The following is a 25,458-nucleotide window of genomic DNA, read 5'->3' as shown; positions in this document are numbered from 1 at the left end:
GAAACGTGCAGCGCGCCAGCGGAAGAACACAGGAATACATTAGCGAGAGCGTTATGCCCAAGCGGACAGACATCAAGAGCATCCTCATCATCGGCGCGGGTCCGATCATCATCGGCCAGGCGTGCGAGTTCGATTACTCGGGCGCGCAGGCGTGCAAGGCGCTGCGTGAGGAAGGCTACAAGGTCATTCTCGTCAACAGCAATCCGGCGACGATCATGACCGACCCGAACACGGCCGACGTGACCTACATCGAGCCGATCACATGGGAAGTGGTCGAGCGCATCATCGCGAAGGAGCGCCCGGACGCGATCCTGCCGACGATGGGCGGCCAGACCGCGCTCAACTGCGCGCTCGATCTGCATCACCACGGCGTGCTGGCGAAGTACAACGTCGAACTCATCGGCGCGTCGCCGGAAGCGATCGACAAAGCCGAAGACCGTCAGAAGTTCAAGGACGCGATGACGAAGATTGGCCTCGGTTCGGCCAAGTCGGGCACCGCGCATTCGATGGAAGAAGCGCTACAGGTGCAGGCCGAAATCGCCGTGGCAACAGGTAGTGGCGGTTACCCGGTCGTGATCCGTCCGTCGTTCACGCTGGGCGGTTCGGGCGGCGGCATCGCCTACAACCGCGACGAATTCGAAGAAATCTGCAAGCGCGGTCTCGATCTGTCGCCTACGCGCGAGCTGCTGATCGAAGAATCGCTGCTCGGCTGGAAAGAGTACGAGATGGAAGTGGTCCGCGATACCAAGGACAACTGCATCATCGTCTGCTCGATCGAAAACCTGGACCCGATGGGCATCCACACCGGCGACTCGATCACCGTCGCGCCGGCGCAGACGCTCACCGACAAGGAATATCAGATCCTGCGTAACGCGTCGCTCGCGGTGCTGCGCGAGATCGGCGTCGACACGGGCGGCTCGAACGTCCAGTTCTCGATCAACCCGAAAGACGGCCGGATGATCGTGATCGAGATGAACCCGCGCGTGTCGCGTTCGTCGGCGCTGGCGTCGAAGGCGACCGGCTTCCCGATCGCGAAGGTCGCGGCAAAGCTGGCCGTGGGCTACACCCTCGACGAACTGAAGAACGAAATCACCGGCGGCCAGACGCCGGCATCGTTCGAACCGACAATCGACTACGTCGTCACGAAGATCCCGCGCTTCGCGTTCGAGAAATTTCGCGAAGCCGACTCGCGCCTGACGACGCAGATGAAGTCGGTGGGCGAAGTGATGGCAATCGGCCGCACCTTCCAGGAGTCGTTCCAGAAGGCGCTGCGCGGTCTGGAAGTGGGCGTCGACGGTCTCGACGAAAAAACCACGAGCCGCGACGAAATCATCCGCGAGATCGGCGAAGCCGGCCCGGATCGTATCTGGTACGTCGGCGATGCGTTCCGCGTCGGCATGACGCAACAGGAAATCTTCGAGGAAACCTCGATCGATCCGTGGTTCCTCGCCCAGATCGAACAGATCATCCTGAAGGAAAAGGCGCTGGCGGGCCGCGCGCTCGCAAGCCTGTCGAAGGAAGAACTCAAGTATCTGAAGCAGAGCGGTTTCTCGGATCGCCGTCTGGCGAAGCTGCTCGGCTCGACGCAGGCGGACGTGCGCAAGCGCCGTATCGAACTGAACGTGCGCCCGGTGTACAAGCGCGTCGACACGTGCGCTGCTGAGTTCGCGACGAAAACCGCCTACATGTACTCGACCTACGAGGAAGAGTGCGAAGCGAATCCGACGAACAACCGGAAGATCATGGTGCTGGGCGGCGGCCCGAACCGGATCGGCCAGGGCATCGAGTTCGACTACTGCTGCGTGCACGCCGCGCTCGCCATGCGCGAAGACGGCTACGAAACGATCATGGTCAACTGCAACCCTGAAACCGTTTCAACCGACTACGACACGTCCGATCGTCTCTACTTCGAATCGCTGACGCTCGAGGACGTGCTGGAAATCGTCGACAAGGAAAAGCCGGTCGGCGTGATCGTTCAGTACGGCGGCCAGACACCGCTTAAGCTCGCGCTTGATCTCGAAGCGAACGGTGTGCCGATCATCGGCACGTCGCCGGACATGATCGATGCCGCCGAAGACCGCGAACGCTTCCAGAAGCTGCTGCAGGATCTCGGTCTGCGCCAGCCGCCGAACCGCACGGCACGTGCCGAAGACGAAGCGCTCAAGCTCGCCGATGAAATCGGCTATCCGCTCGTCGTGCGTCCGTCGTACGTGCTGGGTGGCCGCGCGATGGAAATCGTCCACGAGCCGCGCGACCTCGAGCGCTATATGCGCGAGGCCGTGAAGGTGTCGAACGATTCGCCGGTGCTGCTCGACCGCTTCCTGAACGACGCGATCGAATGTGACGTCGACTGTATCTCCGATGGCGAAGCCGTGTTCATCGGCGGCGTGATGGAGCACATCGAGCAGGCTGGCGTGCACTCGGGCGACTCGGCGTGCTCGCTGCCGCCGTACTCGCTGTCGAAGGCAACCATTGCCGAGCTGAAGCGCCAGACGGGCGCGATGGCGAAGGCGCTGAATGTGGTCGGCCTGATGAACGTGCAGTTCGCGATCCAGCAGGTGCCGCAGGCGGACGGCTCGAAAGAGGACGTGATCTATGTGCTCGAAGTGAATCCGCGTGCGTCGCGCACAGTGCCGTACGTGTCCAAGGCTACGAGCCTGCCGCTCGCCAAGATCGCCGCGCGTGCCATGGTCGGCCAGAAGCTTGCCGCTCAGGGCGTGACGAAGGAAATCGACCCGCCGTACTTCAGCGTCAAGGAGGCAGTATTCCCGTTCGTCAAGTTCCCGGCGGTCGACCCGGTGCTCGGACCCGAAATGCGTTCGACCGGCGAAGTGATGGGCGTGGGCCAGACGTTTGGCGAAGCACTCTTCAAATCACAGCTCGCAGCGGGCTCGCGTCTGCCGGAATCGGGCACGGTGCTGCTGACGGTGATGGATGCTGACAAGCCGAAGGCCGTCGAGGTCGCGCGCATGCTGCACGAACTCGGCTATCCGATCGTCGCGACGAAGGGCACGGCTGCCGCGATCGAAGCGGCCGGCGTGCCGGTGAAGGTGGTCAACAAGGTAAAGGACGGTCGTCCGCATATCGTCGACATGATCAAGAACGGCGAGATCGCACTCGTTTTCACGACGGTCGATGAAACGCGCGCCGCCATCGCCGATTCGCGCTCGATCCGCATGAGCGCGCAGGCCAACAAGGTCACGTACTACACGACGATGTCGGGTGCGCGCGCGGCGGTCGAAGGCTTGCGCTATCTGCGCAACCTGGAAGTCTATGATTTACAAGGACTCCATGCTCGCCTAAACTAAGGCTTCGAATCCGAGTCAAAGATGTAAGTGCCGCGGTTAAGCGGCGTCCCACAAGGCACCGGCTCCGTTCCGGCCAGGTTCCTCCGGGATGCACTTAACCGCGGTGATTTTTTTTATGGCCGTTTTTTGCGACAAGAGTTGTTTATGAGCACTATTCCATTGACGAAGCGCGGCGCAGACCAGTTGCGTGGTGAACTGCAGCGCCTGAAATCGGTTGAACGTCCGTCGGTCATCAATTCGATCGCGGAAGCGCGTGCCCAGGGCGATCTGTCGGAAAATGCCGAATACGAGGCCGCGAAGGAAAAGCAGGGCTTTATCGAAGGCCGCATCGCCGACATCGAGTCGAAGCTGGCTGCCGCGCAGGTCATCGACCCGGCTACGCTCGATGCGGATGGCCGCGTCGTGTTCGCCGCAACGGTGGAACTCGAAGACCTCGAATCGGGCGCTCCAGTTACGTATCAGATCGTCGGCGACGACGAAGCCGACCTCGAACACGGCCTGATCTCGATCAGTTCGCCGATTGCGCGTGCGCTAATCGGCAAATCGGAAGGCGACGTTGCTTCGGTGCAGGCACCGGGCGGCGTGCGCGAGTACGAAATCATCTCGGTCCGCTACGTTTAAGAAAGGCGCACCGTGTCTTCAATGCCTCATCGCGTGTTCCGGCTGCTGACGGTGGCGTGGGTCGGCAGTCAGCTTACGATTGGCTATGCCGTGGTGCCCGTGCTGTTCGCCTCGCTGGATCGGATGACGGCCGGCTCGGTCGCCGCGCAGCTGTTTCGTATCGAAGCGGTGCTTGGCGTGGTGTGCGGCGTGCTGCTGCTCGCACTGGGCAATGTGCTGGTGCGGCGTGGCGCCGATGCGTACCGGCAACTGCGCTGGCTGCTCGCCGGGATGCTCTTGTGCGTGCTGATCGGTTACTTTGCTTTGCAGCCGTTCATGAATGCGTTGCGCATCGCTGCGATGAATGCTGGCACGGATGTCGGGCATTCCGCCTATGCGGGACGCTTCGGCATGCTCCACGGGGTGTCGAGCCTGTTCTATCTGATCCAGAGCCTGCTTGGCGTCGTGCTTGCCTGGAAGCTGCCGGTAGCGCTGGGTTCTACGTCAGCGCGGGATGTTCGTGCCGCTTCGCGAACGGGCAAGGTCGCGGGCTGATTGGTGCGGCCGTGGTGTCGGGCGTGATTCGCCGGTGCCGGCTGGACCGTTCGTGCGAACAGGAATTGCTGGCGTCGGTAAGGGCGGCACAAAAAGGCCGCTGTCGTGATGGAATAGCGGCGCGCGCAGTGTGCGCAAGCATGGCGCGACCATCGCCGCCACCGCAGGCTTACTTCGACGTCTGATGCTGGCGCTTCGCGCTGGTCTGGCGTTTCTTGGCCCGCTTGATATTGCCGCCTGCCGTCACACGCTCGTTGCCGCGAACCACGACTGCCTTCGGCTTTGGCTTGCGCATCGGACTATCGGACGGCTTGACGACTTTCACGACGCGCGGCGCGCGGCCTTTACCGGGCCTTGTGTCTTGCGCTGCTTCACGGGCGCTCGGCAGGGTGCCGCGCTTCGCTTTCACGGCGGGCTCGGCGGCCTCCGGCTTCCAGATCACCAGTAGTTTGCCGATATGCTGGATCGGGGCTGCGTTCAGCTGGTCGCAGATCTGTTCGTAGATCGCGAGCCGTTCTTCGCGTTCGTCGCCGAACACGCGGATCTTGATCAGTTGGTGCGCCTTCAGGTGAACCTTGATTTCGGTCAGGACGGCATCGGTCAGCCCTTCGGCGCCGACGAGCACGACCGGCTTGAGCGCATGTGCCTGGGAGCGCAACTCGGCGCGTTGGTCGGAGGAAACTTTGAGGGCGGGCATGGAAAGTGGGAGACTCGACTAAAATGACGGCGCCCGCATTCCCGATTGCTTCGGTTATCGCGCAGGACGGCTCGTCGTCAGAACAACAGAGAAGCGCGGAACATCGCCCAGTGGGCGGCAGTCGCGCGAATTAAACGCGTATTATCCGCTAAAAGCGCGACATCACGCAGCAAGAGTTCATCGTTTAATGGCAAAAAACCGCTTCAACCAGTCGTGGCTGCACGACCACATCAATGATCCGTACGTGAAAATGGCGCAGCGGGAGGGTTATCGCGCCCGCGCGGCCTACAAGCTCAAGGAGATCGACCAGCAGGACAATCTGATCCGTCCGGGGCAGGTCATTGTCGATCTGGGCTCCGCGCCGGGCAGTTGGAGCCAGTACGCCCGCAACAAGCTCGCGCAGGGCGCAAAGCGCGATGCGGCGAGGGAGGGCGGCATCGACGGCACGATCATCGCCCTTGATCTGCTGCCCATGGAACCGATCGCCGACGTGCACTTCATTCAGGGCGACTTTCGCGAAGACAGCGTGCTCGAGCAACTGGAAGAACTAGTGGGTGAGCGCCAGGTGGACCTTGTAATTTCGGATATGGCGCCCAACCTGTCGGGAGTGGCCATGGCGGATGCCGCGCGGATCGAGCATGTATGTGATCTCGCACTCGAATTCTCCCAAAACCATTTGAAGCCGGATGGTGCCCTTTTAGTCAAGTGCTTTCACGGCAGCGGTTACAGCCAGATTGTCGAAAAGTTCAAGCAGCAGTTTAAAACGGTGGCGGCCCGTAAGCCCAAGGCTTCACGGGATAAATCGTCCGAAACGTTTATTTTGGGTAGGCATCTGAAGCGTCCCCGTTAATTGCGGCGACAGGGTAGTGCGCCGCGACAGCCGTGCATTTCCCGACCGCCCGCAACACAGGCCAGACTTGCGCCGCGGCTATTTGTGCGGTAGTGAATGGTTATGGCAGGGGTCTGCGGACTGGATTAGAATGCTTTCGTGGTGCCGCAAGGCAAATGTAGGCGCCCGTCTATGAGTGAAGGAGTGGTGCTTTGAACAACAATATGTTTTCGAAGGCAGCAGTGTGGCTGGTTATCGCACTGGTGCTGTTTACGGTGTTCAAGCAGTTCGACAAGCCCCGTGTCCAGGAAGGCGTTTCCTATTCGCAGTTCATGGACGACGCAAAGAACGGCAAGGTCAAGAACGTCATTGTCCAGGGGCGGAACCTCACGGTCACTCCAGCAGACGGTCAGAAGTACCAGATTGTGTCGCCAGGCGACATCTGGATGGTCGGCGACCTGATGAAGTATGGCGTTCAGGTCAGCGGCAAGGCTGACGAAGAACCGAACGCGCTTGTGTCGGCACTGTACTACCTCGGACCCACGATCCTGATCATCGGTTTCTGGTTCTACATGATGCGGCAGATGCAGGGCGGCGGCAAAGGCGGAGCCTTCTCGTTCGGGAAGTCCCGTGCGCGTCTGATCGACGAGAACAACAACGCGATCAATTTCACCGACGTCGCCGGTTGCGACGAAGCGAAGGAAGAAGTTTCTGAACTGGTCGACTTCCTGCGTGACCCACAGAAATTCCAGAAGCTAGGCGGCCGTATTCCTCGCGGCGTGCTACTCGTTGGCCCCCCGGGCACGGGTAAGACGTTGCTCGCACGCGCCATCGCCGGCGAGGCGAAGGTGCCGTTCTTCAGCATTTCGGGTTCGGATTTTGTCGAAATGTTTGTTGGTGTGGGCGCGGCCCGCGTTCGCGATATGTTCGAACAGGCAAAGAAGCATGCACCCTGCATTGTGTTCATCGATGAAATCGACGCGGTCGGTCGCCATCGTGGCGCCGGCATGGGCGGCGGCAACGACGAACGCGAGCAGACGCTGAACCAGATGCTCGTCGAGATGGACGGCTTCGAAGCGAATTCCGGCGTGATCGTGATCGCTGCGACGAACCGCTCGGACGTGCTCGACAAGGCGCTGCTGCGTCCGGGCCGCTTCGACCGCCAGGTGTACGTTGGTCTGCCGGACATCCGCGGCCGCGAACACATCATGAAGGTTCACCTGCGCAAGGTGCCGATTTCGAACGACGTCGACGCAGCGGTCATCGCGCGGGGCACGCCGGGCTTCTCGGGCGCCGATCTCGCCAATCTCGTGAACGAAGCCGCCCTGTTTGCTGCACGTCGTGGCAAGCGCATCGTCGAAATGCAGGACTTCGAAGACGCGAAGGACAAGATCTTCATGGGTCCGGAACGCAAGTCGGCGGTGATTCGCGAAGATGCGAAGCGCGCGACGGCGTATCACGAGTCGGGCCACGCGGTGATCGCCAAGCTGTTGCCGAAGGCCGATCCGGTGCACAAGGTCACGATTATTCCGCGCGGCCGCGCGCTGGGCGTGACGTGGCAGTTGCCGGAGCACGACAACGAAACGTATTCGAAGGACTACCTCCTCGACCGTCTGGCGATCCTGTTCGGCGGCCGTGTTGCGGAAGAGCTGTTCCTGAACCTGATCAGCACAGGCGCCTCGGACGACTTCAACAAGGCGACCGCTACGGCTCGTGCGATGGTGGCCCGCTTCGGCATGACCGATGCGCTCGGACCGATGGTGTACGTCGACGACGAAAACGACGCCTCGCCGTTCGGCCGCGGCTTCACGCGCACGATTTCCGAAGCGACGCAGCAGAAGGTCGACGCGGAAATCCGTCGGGTGCTCGACGAGCAATACAATCTGGCGCGGCGCCTGCTCGACGAAAACCGCGACAAGGTCGAGGCCATGACTGCCGCGCTGATGGAGTGGGAAACGATCGACGCCGATCAGATCAACGACATCATGGCGGGCCGTCCGCCGCGTTCGCCGAAGAGTTCGCCGCCGTCGGCAAGCGACGCGTCGGGTGGCAGCACGGGCACCGAGGTCAAGCCGGGCAACGCGACGGCGCCAGCCTGATTCTCAAGGTATCAAACTGCGGGCCGGTGTGATTGCACACCGGCCCGTTTTGCATTCATTTCCCTTCCTTCCTGAATCATTACAGCAGTGTCGAACGCCGATATCCTGAATCATCCCGATCCTGAGCCGTTGCAGTGCGGCCGCTTTATCTTGTCGTTCGAGCGCCCGCTGGTCATGGGCATTCTGAACGTCACGCCCGATTCCTTTTCGGATGGCGGCCGCTTCGTCACGCGTGGCGATGCGCTGCGCCAGGCCGAGCGCATGTTGCTCGACGGCGCGGACATCATTGATATCGGTGGCGAGTCGACCCGGCCAGGTGCTCCGCCGGTGCCGCTCGACGAGGAACTCGAGCGTGTCATTCCGCTCGTCGAGCAACTGCGTGGCGCGAATATGCCGCTGTCGGTTGATACGTACAAACCCGAAGTCATGCGGCAGGCGCTGGCGGCAGGGGCGGACCTGATCAACGACGTCTGGGGCTTTCGTATGCCCGGCGCGATCGAAGCGGTGCGCGAGAGTAACTGCGGTCTTTGCGTCATGCATATGCTGGGCGAGCCGCAAACCATGCAGACCGTCGAGCCGGCCTACGAGGACGTGGTACGCGAAGTGCGTGCCTTCCTCGAAGAGCGGGTTGGCGCGCTGACCGCGGCTGGCATTGCGAAGGCGCGGATCAGTGTGGATCCGGGCTTTGGCTTCGGCAAGGCGGTGGTGGAACATAACTATGCGTTGCTGGCCCATCTGCGGGAGACGGCGCCGCGTAGCGAACCGCCGTTCCCGATTCTGGTCGGCATGTCGCGTAAGTCGATGCTGGGCAAAGTGACGGGGCGTCATACCTCCGAGCGTGTCGTGGCCGGTGCTGCGGCGGCCGTCTGCGCGGCGGAGCGAGGGGCGGCGATCGTGCGTGTGCACGATGTCGCGGAGACAGTGGATGCATTGAAAGTATGGGCAGCCGTGCGCGACGCAGCGCGTCGCAGCTGACCATTCACGGAACACGGAAGCGAGGAGGGGCAGTTAACGATGGCACGTCGCTATTTTGGTACTGATGGGATTCGAGGCAAGGTCGGCGAAGCGCCGATTACGCCTGATTTTGTATTACGGCTGGGTTATGCCGCAGGCAAGGTGCTCGCGGGTGCGGACCACTGGGCCAAGACTGGTGCTCGCCCGACGATCCTGATCGGCAAGGACACGCGTGTGTCCGGCTACATGCTCGAGGCGGCGCTGGAAGCGGGCTTTTCGGCGGCCGGCGTCGACGTGATGCTGGCCGGCCCGATGCCGACCCCCGGCATCGCCTACCTGACGCGTGCGCTGCGTCTTGCTGCGGGCGTGGTGATCAGCGCGTCGCACAATCCGTATTACGACAACGGCATCAAGTTCTTCTCGGCGGACGGTAACAAGCTTCCGGACGAGGTCGAATCGCAGATCGAAGAGCAGCTCAACGAACCACTCGCATGCGCCGCTTCCGAGCAGCTCGGCAAGGCGCGGCGCCTCGACGACGCCGCCGGTCGCTATATCGAGTTCTGCAAGAGCACGTTCCCCGCGGCGTTCGATCTGCGCGGCATGAAGCTCGTGATCGATTGCGCGCATGGCGCCGCGTACGACATCGCGCCGCACGTATTCCATGAATTGGGCGCGGATGTGATTCCGATCGGCGTGGCGCCGAACGGCTTCAACATCAATGACGGCGTCGGTGCTACCGCGCCGGACGCGCTGGTGCGCGCGGTCCGTGCGAATCGCGCGGACCTCGGTATTGCGCTCGACGGCGACGCTGACCGTGTGCAGATCGTCGATGCAACGGGGCGTCTCTACAATGGCGACGAACTGCTATATCTGCTCGTGCAGGATCGCATAGCGACTGAAGGGAAGGTCGAAGGCGCCGTCGGGACGTTGATGACGAATATGGCCGTCGAAGTGGCGTTGCAGCGCGCGGGCGTGAAGTTCGTCCGCGCTGCGGTCGGCGACCGCTATGTGCTCGAGCAGCTGCACGAACACGGCTGGCAACTGGGGGCCGAAGGGTCGGGGCATATCCTGTCGCTGGATCGCCATTCGACGGGCGACGGCATCGTGTCGTCGCTACTCGTGCTTGCGGCGATGAAGCGTAGCAGCAAGACACTCGCCGATCTGCTGCAGGGCGTCACGCTATTCCCGCAGAAGCTGATCAACGTGCGGATGCAGCCCGGAGCCGACTGGAAGGGTAGCGATGCGATCCGCCGCGCGATCCGCGAAGCCGAAACTGCGTTGAACGACACCGGTCGCGTGCTGATTCGCGCTTCCGGCACAGAGCCGGTATTGCGCGTCATGGTCGAGGCGCGAAGCGAACGCGACGCCGTCCAGTACGCCGAGTCGATCGCAGACGTCGTCAAGCAGGCGACGTCCTGAAAGCCGGCGGCCGGATAGACTTCCGGCCCGCACGCGGGGAAGAGGGCGGACACAAGGTGGCGCCGATCTCCCTTCCTCCGCGTATTGCCCCTGTTTCCTGCCTCCCAGGCTGGGATTGCGCAGGGCGCTCTCACAAGTCATTCCAGACCCGCTCCGCCGCCCCAGAGGCGACTCAGAAATGAGGCGCGCTGACGCCTACTCCTCAGCTCGTCTACACCTTTCATCCCAGTAATGCGACTGTCACGTCAGCTTCACGAATAGTCACGTTACTGTCACAAAGAGGCCCTATTCTTCGCGGTGTCGTGTAATCCGCTCACACCACTGGAGGTCTCATGAAATTGATGCAAACCGCGTTCGCTGGCATGGCTGGCGCGCTTTTCGCTATCGCAGCGCAAGCCACCGACATCACCGGCGCGGGCAGCACCTTCGCAGCACCGATCTATACGAAATGGGCTGACGCTTATCAGAAGACGGGCGGCGGCAAGGTTAACTACCAGGGTATCGGTTCGTCGGGTGGCGTGAAGCAGATCGTCGCGAAAACGGTCGATTTCGCTGGCTCGGACGCTCCGCTGAAGGACGACGAACTCGCGAAAGAAGGCCTGTTCCAGTTCCCGACGGTGGTCGGCGGCGTGGTGCCGGTCGTCAACGTGCCGGGCGTGAAGGCTGGCGAACTGACGCTGTCGGGCGAAGTGCTCGGCGACATCTACCTGGGCAAGATCAAGAAGTGGAATGACCCGGCAATCGCCGCGCTGAACCCGAAGGCCAAGCTACCGGATACGGACATCGCCGTGGTGCGCCGTGCGGACGGTTCGGGCACGAGCTTCATCTGGACGAACTACCTGTCGAAGGTGAACCCGGAATGGAAGTCGAAGGTTGGCGAAGGTTCGACGGTCAGCTGGCCGACGGGTACGGGCGGCAAGGGTAACGATGGCGTCGCAGCCTTCGTGCAGCGTCTGCCGGGCGCGATCGGCTATGTGGAATGGGCGTATGCCAAGCAGAACCATATGACGTACGTCGGTATGAAGAATTCGTCGGGCACGGTGGTCGAGCCGAAGACGGAAACGTTCAAGGCAGCGGCAGCGGGCGCGGATTGGTCAAAGTCGTTCTACCAGATTCTGACGAACGAGCCGGGCAAGGAAGCATGGCCGATCGTCGGCGCGACGTTCGTGCTGCTGCACACGACGCAGGAAAAGGCTCCGCAAGGCGCCGAGACCCTGAAGTTCTTCGACTGGGCATTCAAGAACGGTGGCCAGGCTGCCAACGATCTCGACTACATCTCGCTGCCGGAATCGGTTGTGTCGGAAATCCGCACGCAGTGGAAGTCGAAGGTCAAGGACGCTTCGGGCAAGACGGTCGCAGAGTAAGCTGTACGGTCTGAAGACGTGCCGCCCGGGCTCACATGAGGCCGGGCGGTTTGCAGTATCAGCTGCAGGGCATTGTGCCGTGCAGCTTCTGGAAACAGGCTCAGAAGGCTGACATGTCCGACATCCACATTGTGTCGACTCCGCCTGGCAGCGGGGCGGAGCAGAAAGCGCCCAGCCGCGCCGGCGATATCATTTTTGGCGGCCTCACACGAGCGGCCGCTATCGTTACCCTGTTGCTGCTCGGCGGCATTATTGTGTCGCTGATCGTGGCGTCGATGCCGACGATCGAGAAGTTTGGCCTGAGCTTTCTTTGGACGGCCGACTGGGATCCACCCAGCGACCAGTTCGGGGCACTGGTGCCCATCTACGGCACGATTGCGACATCTATCATTGCGCTCATCATCGCGGTGCCGGTGAGTTTCGGCATCGCCCTGTTCCTGACTGAACTGTCGCCCGCGTGGTTGCGCCGGCCGCTCGGCACCGCGATCGAATTGCTCGCTGCGGTCCCGTCGATCGTGTACGGCATGTGGGGTTTGCTGGTTTTCTCGCCGATTTTCGCGACCTGGTTTCAGAAACCGCTCGGCCAGGTGCTCGGCCCCATTCCGTATTTCGGCGCCCTGTTCCGCGGGCCGCCGATCGGCATCGGTCTTCTGTGCGCGGGCGTGATTCTCGCGATCATGATCATTCCGTACATCGCCTCGGTGATGCGCGACGTGTTCGAAGTCACGCCGGTGCTGTTGAAGGAATCCGCGTATGGAATCGGCTGCACGACGTGGGAAGTGATGTGGAAAATCGTCCTGCCGTTTACGAAGACCGGTGTGATCGGCGGCGTGATGCTCGGTCTCGGCCGTGCGCTCGGCGAGACGATGGCGGTCACGTTCGTGATCGGCAATACCAACCTGCTCGACAACATCTCGCTGTTTTCTCCGGGTAACAGCATCACGTCCGCGCTCGCGAACGAATTCGCCGAGGCGAGTCCAGGCCTGCATACGGCAGCGTTGATGGAACTCGGCCTCATCCTGTTTGTGATTACCTTCATCGTGCTCTCGATCTCGAAGATCATGCTGCTTCGCCTCGAAAAAGGGGAGGGCGCGAAATGAGCGATCCCATCATGAAGATGCCCGGATCGTCTGATCCAGCCGCGCTGGAGGCGATGCGCAATCGCCTCCAGCGCCGCCGCAAGATGACCAACGCGATCGCGCTGACGTTGTCGCTGGCCGCGATGGCCTTCGGTCTGCTGTGGCTGGTCTGGATCCTCTTTACGACGCTGCGCCTCGGCATCGGCGGTCTGTCGGTCGAACTGTTCACGCAGTCGACGCCGCCGCCGAACACCGACGGCGGTGGTCTCGCGAACGCAATCGTCGGTAGCCTGATGCTGGTGGCGGCTGCCACGTTCATCGGCACGCCGATCGGCATTCTCGCGGGCGTCTATCTTGCCGAATACGGCCAGAAGGGCTGGCTGGCGAGCGTCACGCGCTTTATCAACGACATCCTGCTGTCGGCACCGTCGATCGTCGTGGGTCTTTTCGTGTACGCGCTCGTGGTGGCAAAAATGGGGCACTTCAGCGGCTGGGCCGGTGTCGTCGCGCTCGCGCTGCTGCAGATTCCGATCGTGATCCGCACGACCGAAAACATGCTGAAGCTCGTGCCGAACGCATTGCGCGAGGCCGCCTTCGCACTCGGTACGCCGAAGTGGAAGATGGTGATGTCGATCACGCTGAAGGCTTCGATTGCCGGTATCGTGACGGGCGTGCTGCTCGGCGTTGCGCGGATTGCCGGCGAAACGGCGCCGCTCCTCTTTACCGCGCTGTCGAACCAGTTCTTTACGTGGAACATGAACCAGCCGGTCGCGAACCTGCCGGTTACGATCTTCAAGTTCGCCATGAGCCCGTTCGCGCAGTGGCAATCGCTTGCGTGGGCCGGTGTGTTCCTGATCACGCTCGGGGTGCTCGGGTTGAACATCCTCGCACGCACGATCTTCTCGAATAAGTAAGGGCGGAATCATTCCGATGAATATGGCAGAAAGTCACCTCAACACCGCCGCGCGTCCTGCCGCGCCAGCCGGTTTCGATCCCGCCCAGGGCGACAACGCACTCGCGCCGTCGCGGCCGAAGATCGAGGTCAACGACCTCAACTTCTTCTACGGCAAATATCACGCGCTGAAGAACATCAACCTGCGCATCCCCGAAGGCAAGGTGACGGCGTTCATCGGCCCGTCGGGTTGCGGCAAGTCGACCCTGCTGCGCACGTTCAACAAGATGTATGCGCTCTATCCGGAGCAGCGTGCGGAAGGCGAAATCCTGATGGACGGCGAAAACCTGCTGGCCTCGAAGCGCGATATCTCGCTCTTGCGCGCCCGGATCGGCATGGTGTTCCAGAAGCCGACGCCGTTTCCGATGTCGATCTACGACAACATCGCATTCGGCGTAAAGATGTTCGAGTCGCTGTCGCGCTCGGAGATGGATGATCGCGTCGAATGGGCGCTGACGAAAGCGGCGCTCTGGAACGAAGTGAAAGACAAGCTCGGCCAGAGCGGCTACGGCCTCTCAGGCGGCCAGCAGCAGCGTCTGTGCATCGCCCGCGGGATCGCGATCCGCCCTGAAGTGCTGCTCCTCGATGAACCGTGCTCGGCGCTCGATCCCATCTCGACCGGCCGTATCGAAGAACTGATCGCCGAGCTGAAAAGCGACTACACCGTGGTGATCGTCACCCACAACATGCAGCAGGCGGCGCGCTGTTCGGACTACACTGCCTATATGTACCTTGGCGAACTGATCGAATTCGGCGACACCGAAAAGATCTTCATCAAGCCGGTCCGCAAGGAAACGGAAGACTACATCACCGGCCGCTTCGGCTAAGCCGCTGACAGAGCAACGCAGGGAGCATAAGGAGCAAGACATGTCCGACAAACACCTCTCCAGCCAGTTCGACGCCGACCTGAATCTCGTTTCGTCGAAGGTGCTCGAAATGGGCGGCCTCGTCGAATCGCAGATCGTCAAAGCGATGGAGGCGCTCAACAACTTCGACCTCGATCTCGCCGAACAGGTGATCACGGCTGAAGCCCGTCTGAACACGATGGAAGTCGAGATCGACGAAGAGTGCAGCAATATCATCGCGCGGCGCCAGCCGGCCGCGCGCGATCTGCGTCTGCTGATCGCGATTTCGAAGACCATTACGAATCTCGAGCGTGCCGGCGATGAAGCCGAAAAGATCGCGAAGCGCACCAAGCGCCTGATGGAAGACGGCGCGTCGCGCACGATCAACATCGCCGAGATCAAGCTGTCGGGCGAGATGGCCGTGACGATCCTGCGCCGCGCGCTCGATGCGTTCGCGCGCCTCGATACGGTTGCCGCCGCGCAGATCGTGCGCGACGACAAGGCGATCGACGAAGAATTCCGCGCGTTCGTGCGCAAGCTGATTTCGTACATGACGGAAGATCCGCGTTCGATTTCGGTGGGCCTCGATTTCCTGTTCATCGCGAAGGCGATCGAACGGATCGGCGACCACGCGAAGAACATCGCCGAATTCATCATTTACATCGTGAAGGGCACGGACGTGCGACACAAGTCGCGTGACGCGCTCGAGCGCGAAGCGCTCAGTTAACCCAGTCAAGGATATAGAGGTGCCGATGCCCAGCAGCATTCTCGTCATCGAAGATGAGCCCGCAATTTCCGAACTGATTTCGGTCAATCTTCAGCATGCGGGACATTGTCCGATTCGCGCGTACAACGCCGAGCAGGCGCAGAACCTGATCAGCGATGTGCTGCCGGACCTGGTCCTGCTCGACTGGATGTTGCCGGGCAAGTCTGGCATTGCCTTCGCTCGCGACCTGCGCAACAACGAACGGACGAAGCACATCCCGATCATCATGCTGACCGCACGTGGCGATGAGCAGGACAAGGTGCTCGGCCTCGAAATCGGCGCTGACGACTACGTGACGAAGCCGTTCTCGCCGAAGGAGCTGATGGCGCGGATCAAGGCGGTCCTGCGTCGGCGCGCGCCGCAGCTGACAGAAGACGTCGTGGCGATCAACGGTCTAAAGCTCGATCCGGCGACGCACCGGGTCGCGGCTCACGCGGAAGGCAGCGAGATCAAGCTCGATCTCGGTCCGACCGAATTCCGTCTGCTGCATTTCTTCATGACGCACCCGGAGCGCGTGCACAGCCGCACGCAACTGCTCGATCAGGTGTGGGGCGATCATGTCTTCGTCGAGGAGCGTACGGTGGACGTCCATATCAAGCGCCTGCGCGCCGCACTCAAGCCGGCCGGGTGCGATGCTATGATTGAAACGGTACGCGGCAGCGGTTACCGGCTCGCCAAAAGCGCCTGACAACGCAGGGCGCTGACTGACCCGACTGCAACGCCGCGACGGTTCCGTCGCGGCGAGCTCTATCTTCTCTTCGATCGGTAGAACATGAACGTCATCTGGGCGCGCTCCGTCGTGTCGCTCGTGCTGCTGGCGATCGCGTGTGCGGCGGTTGGCGCGCTTCTGAACGTCAGGGCGGCGCTGATTCTCGCGATCGTGGTGCTGGTCGTGCAGAGTTTCATCGGGACGTTCCACAAGCAGCGTCTGTGGCGTCTGCTCGATGCGCCTGTCTACGGCGAAGTGCCGAGCGCGCCCGGCATCTGGGGCGAAATCTACTACCGTCTCCACAAGCTCGCGAAGCGCTGGCACGCCCAGGTGCGTCAGGTCGAGCAGCAGCATTCGCGCTTTATTCAGGCCATTCAGGCCTCGCCGAACGGCGTCGCGATGCTCGACGATCACGATCAGATCGAGTGGTGCAATGCAATCTCGGAAGTGCACTTCGGTCTCGATGCGAAACGCGATCTGCGTCAGCACATCACCCATCTGGTTCGTCAGCCCGATTTCGTCAGGTATCTGAATTCGCATCATTACGACGAGATGCTGATCATGCGCGGGATGGGCGACAAGCGGCAAAACGTGCTGTCCGTGCAGGTATTTCCGTACGGCGAAAATCGCAAGCTCGTCCTGTCGCAGGACATCACCGAACTTGAGCGTACCGACGCGATGCGGCGCGACTTCGTGGCGAATGTGTCGCATGAACTGAAGACCCCGCTGACGGTGCTGTCGGGCTTTCTCGAGACGATGCGCGAGTTGCCGCTCAGCGAGGCCGAACGCACGCGTTACCTCGAACTGATGGAGCAGCAGGCGGGGCGCATGCGGCACATCGTCAGCGATCTGCTGGTGCTCGCGACGCTCGAAGGCGACGGCAAGCTGCCGAGCGATCAGATGGTCGATATGCGCGCTGTCATCCGGCATCTGCAGGACGATGCGGAAAGTCTCTCGGGCGGCAGGCATCGCATTTCGTTCGATGCCGACGAAGGTTTGACCGTCACCGGCGTCGAAACGGAAATCCTCAGTGCGCTCGGCAATCTGGTGACGAACGCGATCCGCTATACGCCGGACGGCGGCAGGATTCACGTCGACTGGCACGCGACCGGCGGCGGGGCGGTGTTTTCCGTGACCGATAGCGGGCTGGGGATTCCAGCCGCCGATATCCCCCGGCTGACCGAGCGCTTCTACCGCGTGGACCGCAGCCGCTCGCGCGACACCGGCGGCACCGGGCTCGGACTCGCAATCGTCAAGCACGTGCTGCAACGGCACGATGCGCAGCTCGAAGTGAAGAGCGAAGTGGGGAAGGGAAGCACGTTTACCGTGCGGTTCCCGGTATCCCGCACGACGCGGCGGCAGCCCGCCCCGGTTTAAACGTGCACCGGGCGCGCCGTGCGCGCCGCCCTTCGCGCCCGGCCGACGTAGCCACCTGCAAGGCGGTTTCTCCTCCTACGTGCAGAACTTCGCGAGCAGGCTCATCTGCGCGTTGCGCGACGACTTGCCAGGGCGGCGCCGGCGGTAGTGGCCATCGCTTTGCATGAGCCACGCGGCCTGGTTGTCGCCGAGAAATGCGGACAGCCCTTCAGCAATCACGCGCCGCTTCAACCGGCGGCTATTGACCGGAAACGCCACTTCGACGCGCCGGAAGAAATTCCGGTCCATCCAGTCGGCGCTCGACAGATACACCTGTTCCTCGCCATTGGCGTAGAAGTAGTAGATCCGGTGGTGTTCCAGAAAACGCCCAATGATCGAGCGCACCGTGATGTTCTCCGACAGACCCGGCACGCCTGGCTGCAATGAGCACACGCCGCGCACGATCAGATCGATCTTCACGCCGGCCTGAGACGCCTCATATAGCTCCGCGATCACGGTGGGCTCGAGCAGCGCATTCATTTTCGCGACGATGCGCGCCTTGCGGCCGGCGCGGGCGTGATCGGCTTCCGCGCGAATCGCTTCGACGAGCTTCGGATGCAACGTAAACGGCGATTGCCACAACTCATGCAACGTCAGTTCACCACCGATGCCGGTCAGTTGCTGGAATACGTGGTGCACGTCTTCGCAGATTTTCTGGTCGCACGTCATCAGGCCGAAGTCGGTATAAAGACGCGCCGTGCGCGGATGATAGTTGCCCGTGCCGAGGTGCGCGTAACGCTTGAGCATCGATTTGCCGTTGACCGACACACGCCGCACGATCAGCATCATCTTCGCGTGGCACTTGTGCCCCACCACGCCGTACACGACGTGCGCACCCACCGCTTCGAGCTGCGATGCCCAGTTGATATTCGTTTCCTCGTCGAAGCGCGCCAGCAGTTCGACCACCACCGTCACTTCCTTGCCGTTGCGTGCCGCCTGCATCAGCGCATCCATCAGCGGCGAATCGGTGCCCGTGCGGTAGATGGTCTGCTTGATCGCGACGACACTCGGATCCTTCGCAGCCTGCAACAGCAGCTCCAGCACCGGCTGGAAGCTCTCGTACGGATGGTGCAGCAGGACGTCGCCCTGATCGATCACATCGAACAGGCTCGCGGTGTTCGCGATCTGTTTCGGGGTCGCGGGAATGTGCGGGACGAACTTGAGGTCGGGTCGGTCGACCATCTCAGGCAACTGCATCAGCCGCACGAGATTCACGGGACCATCGACGTAATAGCAATCCTTTTCCGACAGGCCGCTTTCGTCGAGCAGTCGTCGCGCGAGATGCGCCGGCGTTTCCGCCGACACTTCGAGCCGCACCGCGTTGCCGAGGTGCCGCGCCGGCAGTTCGCCCTGCAGCGCGACGCGCAGATTGGTAATTTCGTCTTCGTCGACGAAGAGTTCGCTGTTGCGCGTGATACGAAACTGGTTGCAGCTGCGCACGACGAGGTTGGGAAACAGCTCGTTGACGAAGCGCTGCAGGAGCGAGCTAAGCAGCACGAAACCATGCGGATAGCCCGACAGTTCCTGCGGCATGCGCACGAGCCGCGGCAGCGCACGCGGCGCCTGCACGATGCCCATCACAGCCTGGCGGCCGAACGCATCCTTGCCCTCGAGCTCGACGACGAAGTTCAGGCTCTTGTTCAGCACGCGCGGGAACGGATGCGCCGGGTCGAGGCCGATCGGCGTCAGCACCGGCAGCAGTTCATCGAAAAAGTAGTTGCGCGCCCATTCGGTCTGGGTCTCGTTCCACACTTCGGTGCCGTGAAAATAGATGCCCTCGTGTTCGAGCGCCATCAGCACGGTGTCGTGCAGCATCGCGTACTGGCGATGCACGAGCTTCTGCGCGCGTTCGACCACGAGGTCGTACACGTGCTGCAACGACATGCCGTCGGGCGAGAGCGCGCCCGGGTTGTCGCGCATCTGTTCCTGCAGGCCGGCCATGCGGACTTCGAAGAATTCGTCGAGATTGCTACTGGTGATGCAGATGAAGCGCAGACGTTCGAGCAACGGCACGGCGGGATCGGCGGCTTGCGCCAGCACACGCTCGTTGAAACCCAGAATGCCCAGTTCGCGATTCAGAAGGGGGTAGCGGATGGACATCGGCAGCGGGAATGGAATGTCGGATGAAGACTCAAAAGGACGCTCGGAAGCTCTCACAGTATGATGACGTTCTCATGACATTCTTTGACTGTCGTAAATTCTACGCTGTATTTGCCAGGTGTCGTCAATCCGACTCAGTGTATGTGGGACCATAACGCACCCACAATCGCGAGGGGTGACACCGTGAGGACCAGTACGCTTAAAATGGCGTCTTTCAACAGCGCTGCGGCTCTAAAGGTGGCAGCGCTAGCGCGCATGGAGTCAGCTCAATCGATGGTCAATACGCCACAACTCCTCGCCGCCGTCGACATGGGCTCGAACAGCTTCCGGCTGATCGTGGGCCGCGTTGAAGAAACCGATGCGGGCAGCCAGATCTATCAGGTCGATGCGCTGCGCGAACCCGTGCGCCTTGCGGCGGGCCTGTCTCGCGACAAGATGCTCGATCGCGCTTCGCAGGTGCGCGGTTGGGATGCGCTCAAGCGGTTTGGCGAGCGCCTGCGGGATTTTCATCCCGATCACGTGCGCGCCGTAGCGACCAACACGTTGCGTATTGCCAAGAACGCCGGGGAGTTTCTGGGCGAAGCGGAAGCAGCGCTCGGCTTTCCGATCGAAGTGATCGCCGGCCGGGAAGAGGCCCGCCTGATTTATGCGGGCGCTGCACATTCGGTACCGGCGAGCGCAGGCAAGCGGCTCGTGGTGGACATCGGCGGTGGCTCGACCGAATTCATCATCGGCTCGCACTACACGCCGATCAAGATGGAAAGCCTGTACATCGGGTGTGTCAGTCACAGCCGGGCGTTTTTTCCGGCGGGCAACGTCGACGAATACACGATGCGCCAGGCCGAGCTCGCCGCTACGCGCGAAATCCAGATCATTTCCAGCGTCTACAGGCAGACCGGCTGGGATCAGGCGATCGGTTCGTCCGGCACGGCACGCGCACTTGCCGAACTGGTCGAGGCCAACGGCTTCAACGACGTGGGCATCACGCATGGCATTTCGCGCGGTGGACTGGAGCGTCTGAAGCGGGCGTTGATCAAGGCGGAAAACGTCAACCGGCTGAAACTGGTCGCGCTCAAGAGCGACCGGATTCCTGTGCTCGCAGGCGGGCTGTCGATCATGCTGGCGGTGTTCGATGAACTCGGCATCGATTACGTCGATACGACCGATGGCGCATTGCGTCTGGGCGTGCTGTATGACCTGCTGGGGCGGTCGCAGCATGAAGACATGCGCACGGTTACGGTCGAGGGATTCATGCGGCGCTATGGAGTGGATCGGGCGCAGGCGGGCCGGATCGGCGAACTCGCGGTGCGCTTTTACGATCAGTTCGACGAACCCGACGAGGAGCGCCGCGCGGAGAACCGGATGTTCCTCGGCTGGGCGGCGTCGTTGCACGAGATCGGCCTGTCGATTTCGCACAGCGCGTATCACAAGCATTCGTCGTATATCGCGAGCAACGCGGACATGCCGGGCTTTTCGCGCACCGATCAGGCGCGGCTCGCCGCGCTCGTGCTCGGGCATGCGGGCAAGCTCGGCAAGCTGTCGCAGGCGCGTGAGGTGGAGTGGCCTTTGCTGTTCTGTCTGCGCCTGGCGGCGCTGCTGTGCCGCCGTCGTGCGGATGTCGGCTTGCCTGGTATCCTCGTCGCGCAGGTCAATGCCGGTTATGAAGTGCGCCTGCCCAACGAATGGGTCGCCGCCAATCCGCTCACCGACTACAGCCTGATTCAGGAAGCCGCGGAGTGGGAGAAAGTCGGCATGCCGTATCGCGTTGTCTATACGGAAGAGTAGGCGCGACGAATCAGCACGCTGGCCTCACCTCACGCATCGGGCTGATATTCGCGCGCTCGATAAAAAAGCCCGACGGTTGTGATCGACCGGTCGGGCTTTTTATCTGCGCCACCCTTTGCGTGACGTCGCGTCAGGGATGCCTGACATGCCTAGCAGGGCAGTGCGTCCCCAAGGAAGTGGCGTGCGTAGCGTGCGTTGATCTCGGATAGACGGAAGAGCGTCAGGAAGTCGGCGGTATTGAAATCGGGATCCCATGCCGGCGCGCCGCAGATCTTCGCGCCGAGACGCAGGTAGCCTTTGACGAGCGGCGGCGGTGCGACGTCTGCGCCGTCCTGCAGTTCCTCGACCGGCAGCGGTGTGTGCGGGAATGCGCGATACTCCGGCGCCGTCAGGGCGCTATCGCGCAGTGAGCCGTAGAGATTGGCGGCATAGTGACCGCCGTCGGCCATCGAGACGCTCGCGCAGCCGAGCATCGTTTCGTAGCCGTTTTGCATCATGTACGAAGCGAGGCCGGCCCACAGCGACATGATCACCGAGCCGCTGCGGTAGTCCGGATGCACGCACGAGCGGCCGACTTCGACCATCTTCGAGCGAAGATGCGTGAGGCGCGAAACGTCGAATTCGCTTTCCGCGTAGAGGCGGCCGATACGCGCAGCCTGGTGCGGCGGCAGCACGCGATACGTGCCGACCACCTTCAGCGTGTCGAGATCGCGGACCAGCAGATGATCGCAGTAGCCATCGAACGAATCGACGTCGAGACCGGCAGGGCCCGTGAGGCGCGCGCCCATTTCGTCGGCGAAGACGCGGTAACGCAGACGCTGGGCCTCGCGAAGCTCCTCATCGGTCCTCGCCCAGGCGACCTGCAGCCGATGCTGTGCGGTGACCGTTTCCTCGGCGCGCGGGAGACGGCGGCGCGATTCGGACAGGATCGAAGCGAAGGGCAGGGTAGGCGTCGGCAATTCTCGCATGTGGCGTTCCTGGTCGGAAAAGGAGGAGTCCGTTTTCCCGCCAATGTAGTAACGCCAGGTGACGCTCGCATGGCAAAGCAATGACGATTCAATGACGCGTCGTAAGCCTGCCGCGTGGTGATTGTATGGATCAGACGAGGTCGGGACTGATGGCCGCCCGCAGGACGACCTGCTCGTCGCCAGCCCGCTCGCGGTTGGCGAGCCACCAGAGGCCGGATTTTTTCAGCGGCCAGCTGGACGCGTTGCCGGACAGAAGTAACGCGGCGACCTGGCCGAGCGTCGGTTGATGGCCGACCACGACCACCGTGGGCGCGATGCCGTCGGGCCAGCCCACGGCGGTGAGCACGTCGGTGGCGCGTGCGCCGGGCGCGAGTTCGCGCACGACACGGTACTGGTCCGTCAGCGCTTCGACCGTCTGCACAGTGCGCACGGCGGGGCTGGCGAGAATCACGGCATCTTCGTCGAGCCGCGCCCGCAGCCATTTCGCGACGCTTTGTGCCTGCTTGCGGCCACGTGGGGTGAGTTGCCTCGCGAGATCGCTTGGGGCGACGTCTTCGGCTTCGGCGTGACGCCAGAGGATGAGGTTCATCGTCGTCTCCTGTGACTCGTGGATGCGTGGGCGTGCACGGCGTTCGTGACACACTCGCAGGTTTCGTCATGCGTGTTGCGATGAGTATTCCCACTGTCGCACGGCTGTGTACGAAACCGCAAGGCAGCGTCGAATTCGCCGTCGCGCGATTCGGGATTGACGGCGCTACCTGCACCCAGGTAGAATCTCGGATTCGTCGGAGCGTAGCGCAGCCTGGTAGCGCATCTGATTTGGGATCAGAGGGTCGAAGGTTCGAATCCTTTCGCTCCGACCATTGGAATCAAGCACTTAGCCCGGTCATCGCGACCGGGCTTTTTGCTTTATGGGTTCCGTGCAGGCCCTGTGCAGGGAAATTCGATCGACGCGAAGTCATTGACCTGCCATGTTGAGCTCCAGCGTTGGGGGTATTGGACGGATGCAACGCCACCTATTTGCTGGAACAGCGCCGCCCGAAAATGGAGCTGTGGGCGGCGCATTTCATGAACGATTGATTAGAAGCTCACTCGGCTGCTCATAATCGAATTTCAGTGAAACTCCTCGCAAAAATTAACGGTTCTGGTTATTGGCTTAACCTCCTTCCCGTCTTCACTTAGAGAAAAAATCCTTTCTCGACACTCCGCTTTGGAGGTTGCGTCTTGTTCAATATGATATTGCGCAACCAGCATCTTGCTGTCAGGCCGACCTACGAGACTGGTTATGTAAGTTCGACCGTCAGAAGTCGTCTGGGGGCGTCCTTCATCATTTGAAAATATATCGAGCGCGTTTGAATCAGAACCGCTTGCCAAGTCCGATAGCGTATAGTATCTACAATCCGCCCCGCAACTATGGATTCCGATATAATATTTACCTGCGAAATTTATCTCGGGGGGAGCCACCAATTTCCCCATATCGTCACGCCACTCACCGCCCGTTTTTTTATAATAGGTCGGCACTTTTAGTTGACCACGATAAACATTGACGAGGTAATCCGAAAATCTTGGCAACGTGTTGTTATCAGATGCGTATACAAAGGAGCACCCGCTGACAACAAAAAATGCTAAAGCTCGAAATATAACCTTCATGGCACCCTCATTCGATCAGATCATCAAGCCCGCCAACTGGCACGGCCAAATCACTCTTCCCTGATAGTTCATCATTCAGGTATTCCGAAAATTTTGCGCTTACCGTACTCATGCCGACACCACCTTGCCCGTAATCATTTCCCGGCAAACTCGCCCACTCAAGATTGCAACCGTCTGCAATGACAGCTTTTTGAATTTCTCCACTTTTAATATCCTCCAGGGCGTGACGCTTATATTTCAACAAGATAACGCAATACCTGTCTTGGGAAACTGGAGTGAAATCGGCGATCCTGTATTGCCTCCGATACGCCATATATGTGGGATCGTCCCAGTTATACCCCATTACCTGATATGCACCAGCAGCGGTAGATCGCAACGTCTTCCCTTTGCTGTTTGTCCGAGTTATTAGGATTCGAGGATGATCACCAAAATCCCGTCCGTAGTCTTTGATAAACGATTGCCCACCAAATAGACGCTCGTAACCGGCTGGAGTTTCCGTACCCTCTCCAACTCGAATCATTCTTAAAAAAGCACGTACCCTTGCTTCCTCGACGGCCAGATCAGCGCCGCTCTGGAAAAAATTCCCCACCAGCCCGATCGGATGGATGTGGAACACATCGGGACTGGCCGGGAAAGGCTGGTTGACCTTGCCCTGCACCTCATTCCACCAGGCAAGTTTGCCGATGCGTTCGATTTCGGCCTCGTGATAGGGCGATGGCTCACTGCGCGCCAGCAACTGGGCGAGCAATTCACGATAGCTTTCTTCGCTGGCCCATTCGCTGCGGTGTCGGGGAATCAGGCGGGACGCGCGAAACCGCAGCCACCGGTTCGCCCCGTGTGACAGCAGTTCATCGGCGGCCTCCTTTTCGTTGCGCGCGGGCGACATGGCGCGGTAGACACCCGCCGCCAGCGGCTTGAGCCTGCCCACGTCGGCAAGGGCAGGCCTGTCCGCGTCCAGGACATAGTCCAGCCAGGCATCCGTTGTGCCAAACAGCGTCGGATTGCTCGCGTCTGAATCCGTGAACATCTCGAAATCAATCCAGTGGCCGGGGGATTCGCGCGTCACACGGCCCGCAGGGGTCTGCCGGTTGCGCACCCAGCCCGTGATATCCGCATACCGGCTGTCGGCGCTGGTGATTTTCCACCACGGTTCGCCGTGGCCGTGGTGGAAGGGGTCGTCGTCAACCGGTGCCTTGCAATCGGCGGGCAAGGCATCCAGCACGCACTGGCTGTAGACCTGCACGACGCCTGTCCGGGGCGCATTGGCCCCCTCCTGCTTAACCGATGGACCGGCGTACAGTTTCACTCCGCGGTCGATGCGCAGGATGGGCCGCTCGCTGTAGTAATCGGCCTCTGCGGCCGC

The 25,458-nt window shown here is 61.4% G+C and carries 21 protein-coding genes and 1 tRNA gene; 16 read left to right on the top strand and 6 right to left on the bottom strand.

From position 1 onward, the window contains the following. Window positions 1-53 precede the first annotated feature (53 nt). The 3 genes from carB (at window position 54) to P3T23_RS31015 (ending at window position 4,463) form a co-directional block, all read left to right on the top strand. Complete coding sequence (carB, locus tag P3T23_RS31025; RefSeq protein WP_429319909.1) at window positions 54-3,308, top strand: carbamoyl-phosphate synthase large subunit; 3,255 nt, start codon at window positions 54-56, stop codon at window positions 3,306-3,308. 144 nt (window positions 3,309-3,452) lie between these two features. Further along, complete coding sequence (greA, locus tag P3T23_RS31020; protein WP_133662336.1) at window positions 3,453-3,929, top strand: transcription elongation factor GreA; 477 nt, start codon at window positions 3,453-3,455, stop codon at window positions 3,927-3,929. Between the two features lie 21 nt (window positions 3,930-3,950). Further along, entirely contained in the window at window positions 3,951-4,463 is a 513-nt protein-coding gene (locus P3T23_RS31015) for a DUF4149 domain-containing protein (RefSeq protein WP_429320013.1), read from the top strand. Between the two features lie 169 nt (window positions 4,464-4,632). Here P3T23_RS31015 and P3T23_RS31010 read toward each other — a convergent pair whose 3' ends face one another. After that, a complete protein-coding gene (locus P3T23_RS31010; protein WP_429319908.1) occupies window positions 4,633-5,160 on the bottom strand; it encodes a YhbY family RNA-binding protein in 528 nt (175 codons plus the stop codon). A gap of 187 nt (window positions 5,161-5,347) precedes the next feature. Between P3T23_RS31010 and P3T23_RS31005 the strand changes: the two genes are divergently transcribed. The 11 genes from P3T23_RS31005 to phoR all read left to right on the top strand — a co-directional run bounded on the left by P3T23_RS31005 (window position 5,348) and on the right by phoR (window position 17,553). After that, on the top strand, window positions 5,348-6,010 hold the full coding sequence (locus P3T23_RS31005; protein ID WP_429319907.1) for an RlmE family RNA methyltransferase: 663 nt from the start codon (window positions 5,348-5,350) through the stop codon (window positions 6,008-6,010). Between the two features lie 191 nt (window positions 6,011-6,201). After that, entirely contained in the window at window positions 6,202-8,088 is a 1,887-nt protein-coding gene (gene ftsH, locus P3T23_RS31000) for an ATP-dependent zinc metalloprotease FtsH (RefSeq protein ID WP_429319906.1), read from the top strand. A 174-nt stretch (window positions 8,089-8,262) separates the two neighbouring features. Continuing rightward, window positions 8,263-9,063 carry a dihydropteroate synthase gene (gene folP / locus P3T23_RS30995; protein WP_429320012.1) on the top strand — a complete coding sequence of 267 codons (801 nt, stop codon included), beginning with the start codon at window positions 8,263-8,265 and terminating at the stop codon, window positions 9,061-9,063. A gap of 39 nt (window positions 9,064-9,102) precedes the next feature. After that, entirely contained in the window at window positions 9,103-10,461 is a 1,359-nt protein-coding gene (gene glmM, locus P3T23_RS30990) for a phosphoglucosamine mutase (protein ID WP_429319905.1), read from the top strand. Between the two features lie 332 nt (window positions 10,462-10,793). Beyond that, window positions 10,794-11,825, top strand: coding sequence for a phosphate ABC transporter substrate-binding protein PstS (gene pstS / locus P3T23_RS30985; protein WP_429319904.1), 1,032 nt, complete (start codon window positions 10,794-10,796; stop codon window positions 11,823-11,825). 113 nt (window positions 11,826-11,938) lie between these two features. Beyond that, the gene (gene pstC, locus P3T23_RS30980) at window positions 11,939-12,925 is read left to right on the top strand and encodes a phosphate ABC transporter permease PstC (RefSeq protein ID WP_429319903.1); all 987 of its coding nucleotides are present in this window, start codon (window positions 11,939-11,941) and stop codon (window positions 12,923-12,925) included. Further along, entirely contained in the window at window positions 12,922-13,818 is an 897-nt protein-coding gene (pstA, locus tag P3T23_RS30975) for a phosphate ABC transporter permease PstA (protein ID WP_429319902.1), read from the top strand. Before pstC ends, pstA begins: the two co-directional genes overlap by 4 nt. 16 nt (window positions 13,819-13,834) lie before the next feature. Then, window positions 13,835-14,683, top strand: a complete 849-nt coding sequence (gene pstB, locus P3T23_RS30970) for a phosphate ABC transporter ATP-binding protein PstB (protein WP_429319901.1) — start codon at window positions 13,835-13,837, stop codon at window positions 14,681-14,683. 40 nt (window positions 14,684-14,723) lie between these two features. Beyond that, window positions 14,724-15,428, top strand: coding sequence for a phosphate signaling complex protein PhoU (phoU, locus tag P3T23_RS30965; RefSeq protein ID WP_429319900.1), 705 nt, complete (start codon window positions 14,724-14,726; stop codon window positions 15,426-15,428). A gap of 25 nt (window positions 15,429-15,453) precedes the next feature. Continuing rightward, the gene (gene phoB, locus P3T23_RS30960; protein WP_006051991.1) at window positions 15,454-16,155 is read left to right on the top strand and encodes a phosphate regulon transcriptional regulator PhoB; all 702 of its coding nucleotides are present in this window, start codon (window positions 15,454-15,456) and stop codon (window positions 16,153-16,155) included. 84 nt (window positions 16,156-16,239) lie between these two features. After that, the gene (gene phoR, locus P3T23_RS30955) at window positions 16,240-17,553 is read left to right on the top strand and encodes a phosphate regulon sensor histidine kinase PhoR (protein ID WP_429319899.1); all 1,314 of its coding nucleotides are present in this window, start codon (window positions 16,240-16,242) and stop codon (window positions 17,551-17,553) included. Between the two features lie 75 nt (window positions 17,554-17,628). Here the strand turns inward: phoR and ppk1 are convergent, their stop codons facing one another. Beyond that, complete coding sequence (gene ppk1, locus P3T23_RS30950; RefSeq protein ID WP_429319898.1) at window positions 17,629-19,692, bottom strand: polyphosphate kinase 1; 2,064 nt, start codon at window positions 19,690-19,692, stop codon at window positions 17,629-17,631. A gap of 204 nt (window positions 19,693-19,896) precedes the next feature. On the opposite strand from ppk1, the gene ppx reads away from it, so the two are divergent. Further along, complete coding sequence (gene ppx, locus P3T23_RS30945; RefSeq protein WP_429319897.1) at window positions 19,897-21,477, top strand: exopolyphosphatase; 1,581 nt, start codon at window positions 19,897-19,899, stop codon at window positions 21,475-21,477. Between the two features lie 149 nt (window positions 21,478-21,626). On the opposite strand, the gene P3T23_RS30940 is transcribed toward ppx, so the two are convergent. Together P3T23_RS30940 and sixA are read right to left on the bottom strand one after the other, a co-directional pair. Continuing rightward, entirely contained in the window at window positions 21,627-22,445 is an 819-nt protein-coding gene (locus tag P3T23_RS30940) for a GNAT family N-acetyltransferase (protein WP_429319896.1), read from the bottom strand. 130 nt (window positions 22,446-22,575) lie between these two features. Then, window positions 22,576-23,034 (bottom strand): phosphohistidine phosphatase SixA, encoded by a 459-nt coding sequence (sixA, locus tag P3T23_RS30935; protein ID WP_429319895.1) that lies wholly within the window; start codon window positions 23,032-23,034, stop codon window positions 22,576-22,578. Window positions 23,035-23,231: 197 nt separating this feature from the next. On the opposite strand from sixA, the gene P3T23_RS30930 reads away from it, so the two are divergent. Continuing rightward, window positions 23,232-23,308, top strand: a tRNA-Pro gene (locus tag P3T23_RS30930). A gap of 250 nt (window positions 23,309-23,558) precedes the next feature. On the opposite strand, the gene P3T23_RS30925 is transcribed toward P3T23_RS30930, so the two are convergent. Both P3T23_RS30925 and P3T23_RS30920 read right to left on the bottom strand, forming a co-directional pair. Then, on the bottom strand, window positions 23,559-24,095 hold the full coding sequence (locus P3T23_RS30925) for a hypothetical protein (protein WP_429319894.1): 537 nt from the start codon (window positions 24,093-24,095) through the stop codon (window positions 23,559-23,561). A gap of 7 nt (window positions 24,096-24,102) precedes the next feature. Further along, window positions 24,103-25,458, bottom strand: a 1,356-nt coding sequence (locus P3T23_RS30920) for a glycoside hydrolase family 24 protein (RefSeq protein WP_429319893.1), incomplete at its 5' end; no start/stop codon positions are given.

The sequence above is a fragment of the Paraburkholderia sp. GAS448 genome (genome assembly GCF_050435685.1).
Lineage (GTDB): Bacteria > Pseudomonadota > Gammaproteobacteria > Burkholderiales > Burkholderiaceae > Paraburkholderia.
The sequence above is the reverse complement of the archived record's forward strand: the minus strand, read 5'-3'. Positions and strand labels throughout refer to the sequence as shown.